This window comes from Limimaricola variabilis, from assembly GCF_034371605.1.
GTDB classification, from domain to species: Bacteria; Pseudomonadota; Alphaproteobacteria; order Rhodobacterales; family Rhodobacteraceae; genus Limimaricola; species Limimaricola variabilis.
Genome location: NZ_CP139691.1, coordinates 362,469 through 376,518, shown reverse-complemented (window position 1 = coordinate 376,518; position 14,050 = coordinate 362,469). Strand labels below are relative to the sequence as shown.

General features: G+C 68.0%; 17 protein-coding genes. 10 read left to right on the top strand and 7 right to left on the bottom strand.

Annotation, left to right across the window (positions count from 1 at the left end):
• Positions 1–154 precede the first annotated feature (154 nt).
• From flgF to T8T21_RS01875, 5 genes are all read left to right on the top strand, one after another.
• The gene (gene flgF, locus T8T21_RS01895; RefSeq protein WP_322336576.1) at positions 155–907 is read left to right on the top strand and encodes a flagellar basal-body rod protein FlgF; all 753 of its coding nucleotides are present in this window, start codon (positions 155–157) and stop codon (positions 905–907) included.
• A 34-nt stretch (positions 908–941) separates the two neighbouring features.
• On the top strand, positions 942–1,727 hold the full coding sequence (flgG, locus tag T8T21_RS01890; protein WP_183474947.1) for a flagellar basal-body rod protein FlgG: 786 nt from the start codon (positions 942–944) through the stop codon (positions 1,725–1,727).
• Positions 1,727–2,377, top strand: a complete 651-nt coding sequence (flgA, locus tag T8T21_RS01885; RefSeq protein WP_322336575.1) for a flagellar basal body P-ring formation chaperone FlgA — start codon at positions 1,727–1,729, stop codon at positions 2,375–2,377. The genes flgG and flgA overlap by 1 nt, the downstream gene beginning before the upstream one ends.
• Positions 2,374–3,150 carry a flagellar basal body L-ring protein FlgH gene (gene flgH, locus T8T21_RS01880; protein ID WP_183474945.1) on the top strand — a complete coding sequence of 259 codons (777 nt, stop codon included), beginning with the start codon at positions 2,374–2,376 and terminating at the stop codon, positions 3,148–3,150. Before flgA ends, flgH begins: the two co-directional genes overlap by 4 nt.
• A 63-nt stretch (positions 3,151–3,213) precedes the next feature.
• The gene (locus T8T21_RS01875) at positions 3,214–3,834 is read left to right on the top strand and encodes a hypothetical protein (RefSeq protein WP_322336574.1); all 621 of its coding nucleotides are present in this window, start codon (positions 3,214–3,216) and stop codon (positions 3,832–3,834) included.
• Between the two features lie 18 nt (positions 3,835–3,852).
• Here the strand turns inward: T8T21_RS01875 and T8T21_RS01870 are convergent, their stop codons facing one another.
• The 7 genes from T8T21_RS01870 to T8T21_RS01840 all read right to left on the bottom strand — a co-directional run bounded on the left by T8T21_RS01870 (position 3,853) and on the right by T8T21_RS01840 (position 9,961).
• Complete coding sequence (locus tag T8T21_RS01870; RefSeq protein ID WP_322336573.1) at positions 3,853–4,527, bottom strand: flagellar hook assembly protein FlgD; 675 nt, start codon at positions 4,525–4,527, stop codon at positions 3,853–3,855.
• Positions 4,528–4,544: 17 nt separating this feature from the next.
• Positions 4,545–6,002, bottom strand: coding sequence for a flagellar hook-length control protein FliK (locus tag T8T21_RS01865; protein WP_322336572.1), 1,458 nt, complete (start codon positions 6,000–6,002; stop codon positions 4,545–4,547).
• Positions 6,003–6,012: 10 nt separating this feature from the next.
• Complete coding sequence (locus T8T21_RS01860) at positions 6,013–6,771, bottom strand: hypothetical protein (protein WP_322336571.1); 759 nt, start codon at positions 6,769–6,771, stop codon at positions 6,013–6,015.
• A 226-nt stretch (positions 6,772–6,997) separates the two neighbouring features.
• Positions 6,998–7,978 carry a flagellar motor protein MotB gene (locus T8T21_RS01855; RefSeq protein WP_322336570.1) on the bottom strand — a complete coding sequence of 327 codons (981 nt, stop codon included), beginning with the start codon at positions 7,976–7,978 and terminating at the stop codon, positions 6,998–7,000.
• 92 nt (positions 7,979–8,070) lie between these two features.
• Positions 8,071–8,517, bottom strand: coding sequence for a MucR family transcriptional regulator (locus T8T21_RS01850; protein ID WP_322336569.1), 447 nt, complete (start codon positions 8,515–8,517; stop codon positions 8,071–8,073).
• Between the two features lie 149 nt (positions 8,518–8,666).
• Complete coding sequence (locus T8T21_RS01845) at positions 8,667–8,909, bottom strand: MucR family transcriptional regulator (RefSeq protein WP_183474938.1); 243 nt, start codon at positions 8,907–8,909, stop codon at positions 8,667–8,669.
• Complete coding sequence (locus T8T21_RS01840) at positions 8,906–9,961, bottom strand: hypothetical protein (protein WP_322336568.1); 1,056 nt, start codon at positions 9,959–9,961, stop codon at positions 8,906–8,908. The genes T8T21_RS01845 and T8T21_RS01840 overlap by 4 nt, the downstream gene beginning before the upstream one ends.
• 130 nt (positions 9,962–10,091) lie before the next feature.
• On the opposite strand from T8T21_RS01840, the gene motA reads away from it, so the two are divergent.
• The 5 genes from motA to T8T21_RS01815 all read left to right on the top strand — a co-directional run bounded on the left by motA (position 10,092) and on the right by T8T21_RS01815 (position 14,042).
• Positions 10,092–10,958 (top strand): flagellar motor stator protein MotA, encoded by an 867-nt coding sequence (motA, locus tag T8T21_RS01835; RefSeq protein ID WP_322336567.1) that lies wholly within the window; start codon positions 10,092–10,094, stop codon positions 10,956–10,958.
• The gene (locus T8T21_RS01830; protein WP_322336566.1) at positions 10,955–11,173 is read left to right on the top strand and encodes a hypothetical protein; all 219 of its coding nucleotides are present in this window, start codon (positions 10,955–10,957) and stop codon (positions 11,171–11,173) included. Before motA ends, T8T21_RS01830 begins: the two co-directional genes overlap by 4 nt.
• A complete protein-coding gene (locus T8T21_RS01825) occupies positions 11,163–11,585 on the top strand; it encodes a hypothetical protein (protein ID WP_183474934.1) in 423 nt (140 codons plus the stop codon). Before T8T21_RS01830 ends, T8T21_RS01825 begins: the two co-directional genes overlap by 11 nt.
• 91 nt (positions 11,586–11,676) lie before the next feature.
• Complete coding sequence (locus tag T8T21_RS01820; protein WP_322336565.1) at positions 11,677–12,774, top strand: carboxynorspermidine decarboxylase; 1,098 nt, start codon at positions 11,677–11,679, stop codon at positions 12,772–12,774.
• Between the two features lie 32 nt (positions 12,775–12,806).
• Positions 12,807–14,042, top strand: coding sequence for a saccharopine dehydrogenase family protein (locus T8T21_RS01815; RefSeq protein ID WP_322336564.1), 1,236 nt, complete (start codon positions 12,807–12,809; stop codon positions 14,040–14,042).
• The last annotated feature ends 8 nt before the right edge of the window (positions 14,043–14,050 follow it).

The following is a 14,050-nucleotide window of genomic DNA, read 5'->3' as shown; positions in this document are numbered from 1 at the left end:
AGCCCAAGACATATGCCGAGTAATCTTGGCAAATCCGCCACGACCTCATGAATTGACAAGGACTATCCTTGATCGCTTTCCGCATTGGCGCAACAACAGTCTCAACAAAGCCGGCCACGCGTCGGGAATCGTGGGAAACGGGAGACAGGGCAGTATGGACAACGGCACCTATGTTTCGCTGTCCCTTGCCACGGCGATGCGCAACGCGCTCGACGTGACGGCCAACAATATCGCCAACGCCAACACCGCCGGCTTCAAGGGCGAACGGGTGGTGTTCGACAGCTACATGCTGCGCGAGACCGGTACCGAGGACGGGCGCGAGACGGATTTCCTGATCGACCAGGGCTCCTTCATGGACCCGGCGCAGGGCGCGATGAGCCGCACCGGCAACCCGCTCGACCTGGCGCTGCAGGGTGACGGCTGGTTCGCCTACGAGACCGATGGCGGCACCGCCTATGGCCGCGACGGCCGCTTCGCGCTCTCGCCTGACGGCAATCTGGTGACGCTGAACGGGGCGCGCGTGCTCGATCCCGGCGGGGCGCCGATCGCCCTGCCCCCGGATGTCGGCGGCGAGGTGACGATTTCGCAAGACGGCACGATCTCGACGCTGGCCGGCGGCGTGATCGGCCGGGTCGGCCTGTTCGACCTTCCCGACGCGCAGGGCTATGAGCGGATCGGCGCGGGGATGTTCGTGCCGCCCGAGGGCGCCGCCGACACCGCCCGCCCGGCCGGCGACGCCACCCGCGTCGTGCAGGGCGCGATCGAGGCCAGCAACGTCCAGCCCGTGGTCGAGATGACCCGGCTGATGGCGATCCAGCAGGCCTATGAGCGCGCGCTCAAGCTGGTGAGCAGCGAGGACGACCTGACGCGCGACATGCTGCGCCGCATCGGCGACACCAGCGCCTGACCCCTTTTCACGGACCCGATACAGGAGCCCGACGATGAAAGCCCTCGGAATCGCCGCCACCGGCATGCTGGCGCAGCAGACCAATGTGGACGTCATCTCCAACAACATCGCCAACGCCAACACCACCGGCTTCAAGTCGAGCCGGGCGGCGTTCCAGGACCTGATCTACGAGACGGTCCGCCGCGAGGGCGCGCTGACCTCCGAGGCGGGCACGATGCGGCCCACCGGGATCGACATCGGCTTCGGCGTCGAGACCGCCGGGACCGTCCGGCTCAACACCCAGGGCGGGCTGATGGCGACCGAGAACCAGCTCGACATCGCGATCGATGGGCGCGGCTACTTCACCGTCAACCTGCCCGATGGCGGGCAGGCCTATACCCGCGACGGTGCCTTCCAGCTTTCCCCCGAGGGGCAGATGGTGACGATGCAGGGCTACGAGCTCGATCCCGGCATCGTCGTGCCCGAGAACACCGTGCAGGTGGAGATCGCCGAGACCGGCGTGGTGATGGCCTATGTCGGCGCGGATCCGATCCCGGTGGAGCTCGGACGGATCACCATGGCGACCTTCACCAACGAGGCGGGGATGCGCCAGCTCGGCTCCAACCTGCTCGAAGCGACCACCGCCTCGGGCGACGCGGTGCCCGCCAACCCGGGCGATCCGGGCGTCGGCATCCTGCGTCAGGGCTATCTCGAGAATTCGAACGTCAACATCATCCAGCAGATCACCGACCTGATCTCGGCGCAGCGGGCCTACGAGATGAACTCCAAGTCGCTCGAGACCGCCGACCAGATGATGACCGCCGCCAACCAGATCAAGTGATGCGCGCGCTGGCTTTCTTCTTCGCGCTGGCGGCTTCCGCCGCCTCGGCCGCGCCGTTGCCGGTGCTGGTCGAGGAGCGCGCGCGCGACCATCTCGGGCCCTCGGTGCCCGAGCGGGCAGAGTTCGAGATCGGTTTCGCCGGCAACCCGCCATCCGAGGCGGCGCTGATCGCCGAATTCTGGATGGATCCGACCACCGGCCGCTTCGTGGCCAACGCCGTGGGCGACACCGGCGAGCTACACCGCGTCAGCGGTCTGGCCTCGGTAATGGTGCCGCTGCCGGTGCCGAACCGGCGGCTGATGCCCGGCGACATCGTCTCCGCGAGTGACCTGACCGAGCTGCGGCTGCCGCAGGCACGGCTCGGCCCCTACGCGGTGATCGATCCCGAGGCGGTGATCGGCATGCAGGTGCGCCGAATGCTGCCCGAGGGCCGCCCGGTGATGGTACAGTCGGTGATGCAGCCCCTGGTAATCGAGCGCGGCGACGAGGTCGCGATCAGCTTCACCGACGGCGCGCTGCGGCTCAAGGCACCCGGTCGGGCCCTGTCGGACGCGCATCGCGGCCAAGAGGTCCGCATCGTCAACACGTCCAGCAACACCACCCTCACCGGCATCGCCGCCGCCGAGGGCCTCGTGGAGATCACCCGTTGAATTCGACCCTGCCGCGCGCCCTGCCCCATCTGCTGCTCGCCAGCGCGCTCCTCGCCGGTTGCGGCGGCGTGCGCAACAGCTTCGACCGCGACCCGCAGACCACGCCGATCGCCGTCAACCCGGTCACCGTGCCCGAGGCGGCGCAGGTCTCGGTGCCGATGCCGCCGCCGGCGCCGCCGCGCGTCTACCAGCGCGCCGAGGCCGCCTCGCTATGGGAGCGCGGCGGCTCGGGCGGATTCTTCGCCGACCAGCGCGCCAGCCAGGTGGGCGACATCCTCACCGTCGACATCGAGATCGACGACCGCGCGCAGCTGCGCAACGCCGGCCAGCGCTCGCGCGACGGCCAGAGCACGGTCGCCTTCCCCACCCTGTTCGGCTACGGCACCCAGATCGACAAGATCCTGCCGGGCGTCGGCCCCGAAGACCTGCCTTCCGGCGACATCGTCGATATCGGCTCCTCCACGGATGTCTCCGGTTCGGGCTCGATCACCCGCAACGAATCGATCGAGCTGAAGGTCGCGGCGCTGGTGGTGCAGGAGCTGCCCAACGGCAACCTCGTCATCGCCGGGCGCCAGGAGGTCAAGGTGAACCAGGAACTGCGGGAACTGCGGGTCGCCGGGATCATCCGGCCCGAGGATATCCAGATGAACAACACCATCCCCTACGAGAAGATCGCCGAAGCCCGCATCACCTATGGCGGCCGCGGCCAGATCTCGCGCACCCAGGAGCGCGGCTATGGCGAGGATGCGATGGACATCATCTTGCCCTACTGAGGAGAAACCCCCGCCACGATGCGGGGTGATACGGGGACCATACGCCTCTAACGCGATGGTCCGATGAAAAGCATGATCATGATGGCAGCCGTGCCGCTGGCCGCCCTTGCGGGTGGCTATGCCGCGGGGCTGTTCCTTGTCCCCTCCGAGACGGTGGTCGCCGCCGCGGAGCCCGAAATCCTCAGCGACGCGCTGCCCGGGGTGGCGGACGAATCCTCGGCAATTCCGCCGGCACCCCAAGACCCCCAGGCCGATGCGCATGCCGCGGCCGAAGGGGCGGACTCCGAAGAGCCTGCCTCGACCGCGCCGCTTTTGAAGATCGGGCGGCTGACCGTGCCGGTGCTCAAGCCGCGCAGCATCACTTATGTGGTGGCCGACATCGCGCTGGCGATGCCCGAGGAGAGCCTCGTCGACGAGGTCGAGGGCAGCCCGGAGACGATGATGCGGATGCGCGACGCCGTGCTGGCCTCGCTCACCGAGGCGGCGAGCACGCCCGCCATGGCCGGGCCGGCGATCGATACCGCCGCGCTCTCGGAGCGGGTTCTGGCCGATCTCGTGGCGATCGGCATGCCGGTCAGCGAGGTGCTGTTTCCCAACCTGTTCAAACAGGACGTGGCACGCCAGGACGTGCCGCAGCGGCGGGCCGATGCCGGCACCGCCACCGACGCGCCGGTCACGCACTAGGCGCACCGCCGCCCCGGATCACTCGATGCTGATCACGCTGTCGGGGGACACCTCGGCACCGGTGTCGAGCGCGAGCATCGGCCAACCGTCGCGGAAGGCCAGGCGTTCGACCTGACCGGAGGCGTAGGTGATATGCGACACCGCCTCGTCATCGGCGCCGGTCGCCGCGATCTCGACCCGGAAGCTGCCATCCGGCACCGGAAGCCCGTCGGGATCGCGCCCGTCCCAGACCACCTGGTGGCGGGCCTCAGAAGTGACCGGCAGATCGTCGATCTTCCGCACCAGCGTGCCGTCGGTGGTCAGGATCCGCGCCGAGACGCGGCTCGCACCCTCTGACAGGCTGTAGGAGAAGGCGGCCTTGCCATCGCGCAGCGACAGCTGGTCACTGGGAACGAGAACCTCTCGCCCCAGCAGCATCACGTCGGAGCGGCTGCCGGCCTCGCTGAGGCGGGTCTCGATCTTGGACAGAGTCTCGTTGGTGGTGATCGACTGCTCCACCTGGGTGAGCTGCGCGAGCTGCGACACGAAAGCGGTCGAATCCATCGGCTCCAGCGGGTCCTGGTTCGAGACCTGGGCGATCAGCAGCTTGAGGAAGCTCTGGTAATCCGCGTCGAGCTTGTTGCGCGACGTCTCGGCGGCGCTCGTCTGCGCGGTTTGCGCCGAGGCGGCGCTGGTCGGGGACAGCGTGGTCATGACGGGCTCCGGTCGGGTCAGGTGATGATGTCGAGGCGGTCGGTAGAGAGGGACGGCATGACGGCGTCCGGCAGGGCGGCTTCGGCCGTCTCCGCGCCGTCCACGCCTTGGCTCGGCGCCCGGCGGCCCTTGCCGCCGTCATCGTCGCGGTCATCGCCCCGGGCGAAGGATTCGAAGCTCAGCTGACCGTCGTCCAGCCCGCCCGCATCGCCCAGCAGCGCCGCGATCCCGTCGCGGTCACCGCGCAGCGCCTGCAGCACGGCCTGGTTCTCGGCACGGATCACGACGCGCATCTGGCCGTTTTCCTGCGCCAGGTCGATCTCGATCTCGCCCAGCCCACCGGGGGTGAGCGAGATCCTCGTATGCCCCTCGACAACGCCGGCCTCACGGATCTGCGCGGTCAGCGCCCGTGAGAAGCCGCTGGGCGGCGGTGGCGGCGCGGCCGGGGTCGGCGCGCGCAACGGCGCCGCGGCCTCGGCCTGGCGCGCCTGCTGCGGCAGTTCGAGCGCACCGGGCCGCGCGTTTTCGGGTAGATCGCCGCCGGGCTGCGTTGCGTCGATCCGGCCGACATCAAGCGCCTCGGCCAGCATCGCCGCAAAGCCCTGCGGTCGGGCCGCCTGAGCGTTCTGCGCGAGGGGGTCCGTAGTAGCGATCTCGACTGCAGGCGCTGCCTGTCCGGCGGATGCCGCACCGAGCAGCAAACCGGGTTCGGGCTTCGCGGCGCCACCAGCATCGGTGCGGGTCACCGGCATGTCTCGTCCGGCGCTCAGCTGGGACACGGTAGCGTTTCTGGCCTGTGGCCGGAGCGGCAGCGCGAGCCCCTGCAGGGCAGAATCCGGGGCAAGGCCCCCTTCGAGATCGGTGGCCGCCGTACCGGTGAGCAAGGTCGCGAGCTGTGGCATCTGGGGCATCACGCCGGCCAGCGCCGCAAGCAATTCCTCACCCGACCGCCCGGTCGTGGCGGCGAGCCCCTCGATCATGGCCCCGATCATCTCGCCGGGCGTCGCCGCCACCCCATCGGGACCGGCGAGGGCATCGAGGCGGGCAACCAGATCGCCGCCCTGTGCCGCGTCGAACCCGGCGGCGAGATCACGCAACGCCGCGCCGAGCCCCGCTTGCGCGGAGACGGCACCCTGCCCGGTCAGATTGACGGTTGCCGCGTCGAAGCCGGCAGCGAAACCGTTGAGAGCCGCGCCAGGCTGCATTTGCTGCAGGACACCATCCTCTCCGGTCAGGCCAGTGGCTGCCGCCTCCGACACTGCGGCGGCGATGCCTTCCAGAAGATCGGTGGCCGCATCCTTGGCCGGCGCGGCTTTCGGCGCCGCCGGGGGCGCACCTTCGCCGCGCTTCGCTGCCAGCAGCGCACCGAACCCGCTTCCGTCGCCATCCCCGCCGGTCCCACGACGCGCCGCGCCCCCGGCGCTGGTGGCACCGGGGGCGATCTGGCTGGTCGTCATGGTGATCGGCATGGTCATGCTCGAAGCCTTAGTGTCGGGCCGCCGCGTCGACCGATTCCGGCAGCAACCGTTGCGCCACGCGCGCGCCGATCGCGCGCAGCCAGTCGTCATGTCCCCGCACCCGGCCCTCGAAGTCGATCAGCGCCGCGTCCGCCAGCGTGACCGAAGGTGCGGTGAAGCTCGCATCCATGGCGGCCAGGTAATCGCGCAGCCTGGGGTTGCCGAGGAAGATCGAGCCGCCCAGCAGTCGAGCGGCGTCGGAGCCGGGCACCGAGGCCCCGATCCAGTAATCCGCCAGAACCTCGGCCAGACCGGCCCGGAAGGGCGCCGCGATCAGGCCCATGCGGTGCATCGTCTCGCTATGCGCGAGCGCATCGTAGCTCAGCGCCAGAAGGTAGAGCGCATCGGTTTCGTGCTCGACCGGGAAGGCCCCCCGTTGTACGGCATCGATCAGCAGCTCGCCCGCCAAACGGCCGGCGAGCCGCGACCGCGCCGCTTCGCCCGCGCCGGGGCGCAGTGCGGCGCGATCGAGGATCACCACCAGCGCGCCATAGGGTGCCACGCGCTCGAGCTCTTCCTCGATCACGTCTCCCAGCGCCAGCGCGGGCATCAGCTCGGTCTGTTCAGGCAGGACCTGCCCGCCCGTCCGGTCGCCGCGCTGAAGTTCGACGCGCCGCATCGGCATGATCCGGTCGAGAATACGGCCGAAGCCGCTCGCCGCGTCGGTGTCGCCCGCGCAGGCGACATCGCCGCGCCAGATGGCTTCGAGAAGGTCACTGCTCTGCATCGATCCGCCCTGTTTTACCGGGTCTGTTCGTCTTAGTGCCGGACGCCGCTTTGCGGTTCATCCTGCCCTGTCCGCCCCGCCGCGGGCCTGTCCGCGGCATCAGTTCGGGGCTCGTTCAGGCTATGCACGAATTGGGGCTGAAATGGGGCAGCCTCGGCCCGATTGCGGCAAGCTTGGCGCAGCCGTGGCCGGATTGCATCACGCCGCAATGCGGCGACGGCAGCATTCAGCGGGGCGCCTGACCGGCCTCGAGCGCGGGCTCGGGATATTCGAGCAGCAGCCCGATCCGCCTGTTTTGCGGCGCTTCGGGGCGGTCGGGATAGAGCGGCATGGTGTCGGCCATACCGCTGACACGGCTGATCCTTTCGGCGGGAAGACCGGCGTCGATTAGCGCCCGGCGCGTTGCATTCGCGCGGTCAGAGGACAGCTCCCAGTTGCCATAGCCGGCCTGTTGCGCAAAGGGCAGCGAATCCGTGTGCCCGGAGATCGCCACAACCTGGGGCATGTCTCGGATCGTCTCGCCGACGATCTCGATCAGCGCCTGGGTCTGCGGCACGATCCGGGCAGAGCCGGTCGCGAACATCGGGCGCTCCTCCTCGTCGAGGATCTGCATCAGCAGGCCTTCGGGCGTGCGGTCGAGGCGCAGGTTGTCGCCGAGATCGGCCAGGTTGGGATTCGCCGCGATCCGGGCCGCGATCTCCTCCTCGATGGCGTCGAGCTGTGCGGCGCGCGCATCGGCGCGTTCCTGCAGCCGCGCCGCAGCTTCGGCCATGCGCCGGGTCTCGATCTCCTCGGCGCTGGGCGGCGCCGCGTCGGCTGGGAGGTATTCGACCACCACCTCGGGCTCGGCATCTCGCAGCCGGCTGTCGAACACCTCGAGCGGGCTGTTCGCGCCAAAATCCGGCAGGTCGGGTGCGGGCTCCTGCGCACCGTCGGAGGCGATCTGCTCGCCGGCCAGCTCGACCACCTGCCCGCTCAGCATCCCCTCGGCGCCGCCGCCGCGCATCGCCGACATGGTCGGCGTGAAATATTCGGCCAGTCCCTCGAGGGTTTCCTCCTCGCTCGCGGCGAGGATCCACAACAGCAGGAAGAACGCCATCATCGCGGTCATGAAGTCGGCATAGGCCACCTTCCAGCCGCCGCCGTGATGGTCGTGGTGACCATCGTCCTCGATCTTCTTGATGATGATGGTCTGACCGGCGGGCATAGGCGCGTCTCTCCTGTCACCGGCCCGCCCGGGCCGGTCCATGTCGAGCGGCGCCGGTCTGGCGCCGCGTCAGCGTCGGGGGTGGTCGTCGATCAGTCGACCGTCTCGTCGCCCTGCCGCGCGGTCTCGCGGCTGTAGCGTCCGAAGCCGACCTTGCGGGCGTAATTCGCCTTGCGCTCGGAATAGCTCGGCGCGACCAGCGGCATGTCTTCGGGCAGGCCGAAGGCTGCGCGGTACTCGGCTTCGGTCATGCCATGCTCGGCGCCCAGATGCCGCTTGAGCATCTTGAAGCCCTTGCCACAGCACAGGCAGAAAACCTTGTCCTGTGTCACCGCGCGCGACAGCGGCAGCGCCGGGGTCAGCCCGCCCGGCACGGCGGCGTGGGCCTCGGTTACCGCATCGCCCTCAACGGCGATGCCGAGCTCGCGGCTCAGCTTTGCGACCAGCGCCACGATGTCGTCGGAGGTGACGTCGGGCCGCGACGCGTATGAAGCGACGATCGTGCTCAGAAGCTCGGTCTTGGAATTCGATTTGGTCATGTCTGCCCTCTCATCCAGGGAGTGCGCGCCACCCGGCGTCGCCTGCCGTCCCCGAAGGGCCGGGCCGCCGGCTGGCGGCAAGTCGAATTCTTCGACGTTCGAGATTTATCCTTGCACAAGCTTCATGCATAATCAACGACTGATTGCGGTTACTGTGCATAGCTGCTGCGCTTTCGTATATAGTTCGGCGCAGCCATCGGGTATTCCGGCGGCAGGCCCCAGCGGGCCCTGTATTCTTCCGGGGTCAGGTGCAGCGTCTCGCGCAGGTGGCGACGCAGCAGCACCAGCTTGCGCCCGGTCTCCAGGCAGATGATGTAATCCGGCGTCACGCTCGTCTCGATCGGCACGGCCGGCGATCGCGGCGGGCCCTTCGAGCCGGGTGCGGGGCTCATCTCGCCACCTCCCCGGCATTGGTCAGAGCCGCCAGACCGGACCGCGCCGGTTGCAGCGGCGCCGCGCTGTGCTCGGTCGTGGCGCCCGGGTTCCAGCCCACCAGTAGCGAGCCGCCCACGGCCAGCATGCCCGCGACCAGCAGCGCGGCGCGCAGCGGGCGGCCCAGACGCCACCCCTCCTGCACCTCGACCATCGGTGCCTCAGCCGGGGCCTCGGGCGCCGGCAGTTGCGGCCGTACGAAAACGCCGCGCGCGGTGATCGAGACCTGCGCGTGATGGGTCTGGCGCCGGAACCGTGCCGCCCAGGCCTCGGGAAACTGGGCCTGCGGCATGTCGATCACCAGGGGCAACCCCGGCTCCCAACCCGCCAGCGCGCCGCGCGGCAGCACGAAGCAGCCGAAATCCTCGCTATGCCCGACATTCTCCACCGTGACCGGCAGCTCGGCCGCACCGGGCGCGAGCGCTTCGGGCTCCAGCGTCAGGCGGACCCGCGCCCCCTGCCCGTGCAGATGCGCAGTCACCAACGCGCATTCGCGGCGAGCCGGGTCGTCGGCGGCCTCGAAGCCTTCCGGAAAAAGCCGCGGCTCGGCCGGGGCGGCGTTGCGGCGGGCGACGCGCCGCTCGCTCACCTGCGGCAGATCGCTTTCGATCTCGTCAGCGAAGCGGCGCGCGTCGCGGCCGATCACCGTTTCCGGATCGAGCCCCTCCTCGCGCGCAAAGCGGTAGTTGATCGCGTAATCCTGCGCGCTCTCGCTCAATCCATCGGCCGAAGCGGCCAGCGCCAGCAGTTGCTGCTCCTCGGAGAAGCGCACGCGGCGCGTCGCATAACCCTCGACCTCCGGCACCACGGCCAGCGTGTCCACCGCCTCGCCCAAGCCTTCGCGCAGCGTTTCAAGCACGCGCGCCGCCTCGTCGCGATGATGGACCACCAGCTCGCAGCGCCCCGACCCGTCGAGCCGCACCATCAGCTGCATGCCGGCCGGCCAATCCCGCATCACGCCCCGCAGGGCGTCCTCTTCGAGGAAATAGGCGAGTGTCTCGACGCTGCTCATTTCAAACACCACTGACGCAATCTTGGGAACTATCCTTGTTTATGCTTGAAATGGTGTCAATTATCCTTATCCGGTTTAAGCGGAAACACGCGATGCTGTGTCGCGAAAGCAAGGTTTTCGGAGCGCTGCGATGACCCTAATCCTCGGACTTGCCATGGTTTTCGGACTTGTCTTCGGGGGATTCATGCTCTCGGGCGGCAACATGGACATCGTGCTGCACGCCCTTCCCTTCGAAGGCATGATGATCGGTGGCGCGGCGCTGGGCGCCTTCGTGATCGCCAATTCGATGACCGTCACCAAGAGCGCCCTCAAGGGCATCGGCAAGGTGATGAAGGGGCCGAAATGGAAGGCCTCCGACTACGAGGCGCTGCTGAACCTGATGTACGAGCTGGCACGGCTCTACAGGCAGAAGGGCATCCTTGCGCTCGACGAGCATATCGAGACCCCCAAGGACAGCTCGATCTTCCAGCGCTACCCGACGATCCTCAAGGATCACTTCGCCACCGAACTCATCACCGACAGCTTCCGGATGCTGGCAATGCAGTTCGACGACAAGTACCAGACCGAGGACGTCATCAACCGCAAGATCAAGAAGCATCACCACGAGGCGCTCGGCGCCGCCGGTGCGATCCAGACCATGGCAGACGGCCTGCCGGCGATCGGCATCGTCGCGGCCGTGCTCGGCGTGATCAAGACGATGTCCTCGATCGACCAGCCGCCCGAAGTGCTGGGCAAGATGATCGGCGGCGCGCTGGTCGGAACCTTCCTCGGCGTGTTCCTCGCCTACTGCATGGTCCAGCCGATCTCGGGCCGGCTGAAGCAGATCGAGGACGAGGACGGCGCCTTCTACATGATCATCCGCGACATCTTCGTCGCCATGGTCGCCAACCACCCGCCGAACATCTGCGTCGAGATCGGCCGCGGCAACATCCCCACCTCCAAGCAGCCCGACTTCTACCGCGTCGAGGCCGCGCAGAAGGAGCTTCCGGCGGCATGATCCGGCTGGTCCTGCTCGCGTTCTCGATGGCTCACCCCGCGATCGCCGTTGCGGCGGAAGAGCCCGCGAAGGAGGAAAAGGCCGAGCCGGCGGCGGAGATCGTCGGACCCTATCAGCTGCTGCCGCCCGAGCAGATCAACGCCTTTCCTCCGGAGATCCTGACCCGTATGCGCGAGGCGCTGGTGGCGCTCGAAGAGGCACGCGATGGCGGCTAGGCGCGACCGCGCCCTGCGGCTGATCGAGCGGCTGCACCGCGTCGGGATCGAGGCCCGCGCGGTCGAGCTCGCCGGGATCAACGCGCGAATGGAGGAGCTTCGCCGCCAGAGCGAAGAGACCGCAGCTGCACTTGCGCGCGACGGCCGCATCACCAGCATCGAGACCGCGCCCTATGTCGGCGCCTATATCCGCGACGCGCGGGCGCAGATCGGCGCGCTCGACCGCGCAGCCGAGGCGCTACGGCCCCAGGCCGAGGCGCTGGAAGAGGCGATGCGCGAGGGTTTCCGCGAGATGAAGACCGTCGCCACCGTGGCTGCCCGCGCCAAGCTGCGCGCCGCGCAGGACCGGGCCGCGCGCGAAGCCGCGGAGCGCGACGAGATGGTACTCCTGCGCTGGGGGCGCGACGACTGAACCCTACGGCTCCTGTTGAGCCTGCCGCGGCGCATGTCTATATGCCCCTCGCGCCACCCGCACGTGGCCCGACACGCGAGGGAGCCCCGAGATGTTGCGTACCCCCTACTACCTGATCGACAAGCAGGCGCTGCTGCCCAACCTCGAGAAGATCGCCCGCCTGCGCGAGTTGTCGGGGGCCAAGTCGCTGCTGGCGCTGAAATGTTTCGCCTCATGGTCGGTCTTCGACCTGATGAGCGAATACATGGACGGCACCACCTCCTCGTCCCCCTTCGAGGTGAAGCTCGGACGCACTCATTTCCCGGGCGAGACCCATGCCTATTCGGTGGCCTGGGACGAGGCCGATATCCCGGACGTGCTCGCAAATTCCGACAAGATCATCTTCAACACGATTGGCCAGCTGGAGCGGTTCGGCGCGGCGGCCCGCGATCACGTGCGCGGCCTGCGGGTGAATCCCGGCATCAGCTCGTCCTCCTTCGACATCGCCGACCCGGCCCGCCCCTTCTCGCGGCTGGGCGAGCACGATCCCGCCCGGATCGAGACGGTCTGCGACCAGGTTTCGGGCTTCATGTTCCACAACAACTGCGAAAACGCCGATTTCGACCGCTTCGACGGGATGCTCGGCCATATCGAGGAGCGCTTCGGCCACCTCATCGGCCGCATGGACTGGATCAGCCTCGGCGGCGGCATTCATTTCACCGGCGCGGGCTACCCGCTGGAAAAGCTGGCCGAGCGGCTCAAGCGCTTCTCCGAAACCCATGGCGTGCAGGTCTATCTGGAGCCCGGCGAGGCGGCGATCACCAATTCCACCACGCTGGAGCTGACGGTGCTCGATACGCTCGACAACGGCAAGAACCTTGCCATCGTCGACAGCTCGATCGAGGCGCATATGCTCGATCTGCTGATCTATCGCGAGAGCGCCAAGGTCGCGCCGAACACCGGCGCGCATGAGTGGATGGTCTGCGGCAACTCCTGCCTGGCGGGCGATATCTTCGGCGAATTCCGCTTCGAGGAGCCGCTGAAGCCCGGCGACCGCGTGTCGATCCGCGACGCCGCCGGCTACACGATGGTCAAGAAGAACTGGTTCAATGGCGTGCGCATGCCCGCCATCGCGGTGCGCGAACTCGACGGCACGGTTAGGACTGTGCGCGAATTCGGCTATGGTGACTTCGAAGCCGCCCTGTCCTGAGGCGGCGCAACACGAAAGGAGGCTCGAGGGTCTTGAAGAAGAACGTCCTCATCATCGGCGCCGGTGGCGTCGCCCAGGTCGTGGCGCATAAATGCGCGCAGAACGCCGACCTGCTCGGAGACATCCACATCGCCTCGCGCACGCAGGCGAAATGCGAGGCGATCCTCGCCAGCGTCCGTGAGAAGGGGAGCCACAAGACCGACGGCGCCCTCGCGGCCCATGCCGTGGACGCGACCGACAGCAAGGCGGTCGCCGCGCTGATCGAGCAGACCGGCGCCCAGATCGTCATCAACGTCGCCTCGGCCTTCGTGAACATGCACGTGCTGGAGGCCTGCATCGAGACCGGCGTCGCCTATATCGACACCGCGATCCACGAAGAGCCCGAGAAGATCTGCGAGACGCCGCCCTGGTATGCCAACTACGAGTGGAAGCGTAAGGAGCGCTGCGCCGAGAAGGGCGTGACCGCAATCCTCGGCGCTGGCTTCGATCCGGGCGTGGTCAACGCCTATGCGCGGCTGGCGATCGACGAGTACATGGACGAGGTGAAGTCCATCGACATCGTCGACATCAACGCGGGCAGCCACGGCAAGTACTTCGCCACGAACTTCGACCCGGAGATCAACTTCCGGGAATTCACCGGCACGGTGTATTCTTGGCAGGAAGGCGAGTGGAAATCGAACGAGATGTTCGAGGTCGGCCGCGACTGGGATCTGCCCGTCGTCGGCACGCAGCGCGCCTACATGTCTGGCCATGACGAGGTGCACTCGCTGGCGACCAACTATCCGCACGCCGACGTGCGGTTCTGGATGGGCTTCGGCGAGCACTACATCAACGTCTTCACCGTGCTGAAGAACATCGGGCTGCTGTCCGAGCAGCCGGTGAAACTGGCCGAAGGCCAGGAGGTCGTGCCGCTCAAGGTGGTGAAGGCCTGCCTGCCCGATCCGTCGAGCCTCGCGCCCGACTACACCGGCAAGACCTGCATCGGCGATCTGGTGAAGGGCACGAAGGGTGGCGAAGAGGTCGAAGTCTTCGTCTACAACGTGGCCGACCACAAGGAAGCCTACGAGGAAGTGGGCAGCCAGGGCATCTCCTACACCGCGGGCGTGCCGCCCGTCGCCGCGGCGATGCTGATCGCCACCGGCGAATGGGACGCGCGCGAGATGCGCAACGTCGAGGAGATGGACCCCAAGCCGTTCCTAAAGGTGCTGGGCGAAATCGGCCTCGGCACCTGGGTGCGCAAGGACGGCACCGACGCGAAGCTCTACTGAGAGGGCGC

What these genes read in the sequence shown, in the direction of transcription:
- flgF (WP_322336576.1), top strand. Translation starts at nt 155, where the DNA reads ATGGACAACGGCACCTATGTTTCGCTGTCCCTTGCCACGGCGATGCGC.
- flgG (WP_183474947.1), top strand. Translation starts at nt 942, where the DNA reads ATGAAAGCCCTCGGAATCGCCGCCACCGGCATGCTGGCGCAGCAGACC.
- flgA (WP_322336575.1), top strand. Translation starts at nt 1,727, where the DNA reads ATGCGCGCGCTGGCTTTCTTCTTCGCGCTGGCGGCTTCCGCCGCCTCG.
- T8T21_RS01875 (WP_322336574.1), top strand. Translation starts at nt 3,214, where the DNA reads ATGAAAAGCATGATCATGATGGCAGCCGTGCCGCTGGCCGCCCTTGCG.
- T8T21_RS01870 (WP_322336573.1), bottom strand. Translation starts at nt 4,527, where the DNA reads ATGACCACGCTGTCCCCGACCAGCGCCGCCTCGGCGCAAACCGCGCAG.
- T8T21_RS01865 (WP_322336572.1), bottom strand. Translation starts at nt 6,002, where the DNA reads ATGACCATGCCGATCACCATGACGACCAGCCAGATCGCCCCCGGTGCC.
- T8T21_RS01860 (WP_322336571.1), bottom strand. Translation starts at nt 6,771, where the DNA reads ATGCAGAGCAGTGACCTTCTCGAAGCCATCTGGCGCGGCGATGTCGCC.
- T8T21_RS01855 (WP_322336570.1), bottom strand. Translation starts at nt 7,978, where the DNA reads ATGCCCGCCGGTCAGACCATCATCATCAAGAAGATCGAGGACGATGGT.
- T8T21_RS01850 (WP_322336569.1), bottom strand. Translation starts at nt 8,517, where the DNA reads ATGACCAAATCGAATTCCAAGACCGAGCTTCTGAGCACGATCGTCGCT.
- T8T21_RS01845 (WP_183474938.1), bottom strand. Translation starts at nt 8,909, where the DNA reads ATGAGCCCCGCACCCGGCTCGAAGGGCCCGCCGCGATCGCCGGCCGTG.
- T8T21_RS01840 (WP_322336568.1), bottom strand. Translation starts at nt 9,961, where the DNA reads ATGAGCAGCGTCGAGACACTCGCCTATTTCCTCGAAGAGGACGCCCTG.
- motA (WP_322336567.1), top strand. Translation starts at nt 10,092, where the DNA reads ATGACCCTAATCCTCGGACTTGCCATGGTTTTCGGACTTGTCTTCGGG.
- T8T21_RS01830 (WP_322336566.1), top strand. Translation starts at nt 10,955, where the DNA reads ATGATCCGGCTGGTCCTGCTCGCGTTCTCGATGGCTCACCCCGCGATC.
- T8T21_RS01825 (WP_183474934.1), top strand. Translation starts at nt 11,163, where the DNA reads ATGGCGGCTAGGCGCGACCGCGCCCTGCGGCTGATCGAGCGGCTGCAC.
- T8T21_RS01820 (WP_322336565.1), top strand. Translation starts at nt 11,677, where the DNA reads ATGTTGCGTACCCCCTACTACCTGATCGACAAGCAGGCGCTGCTGCCC.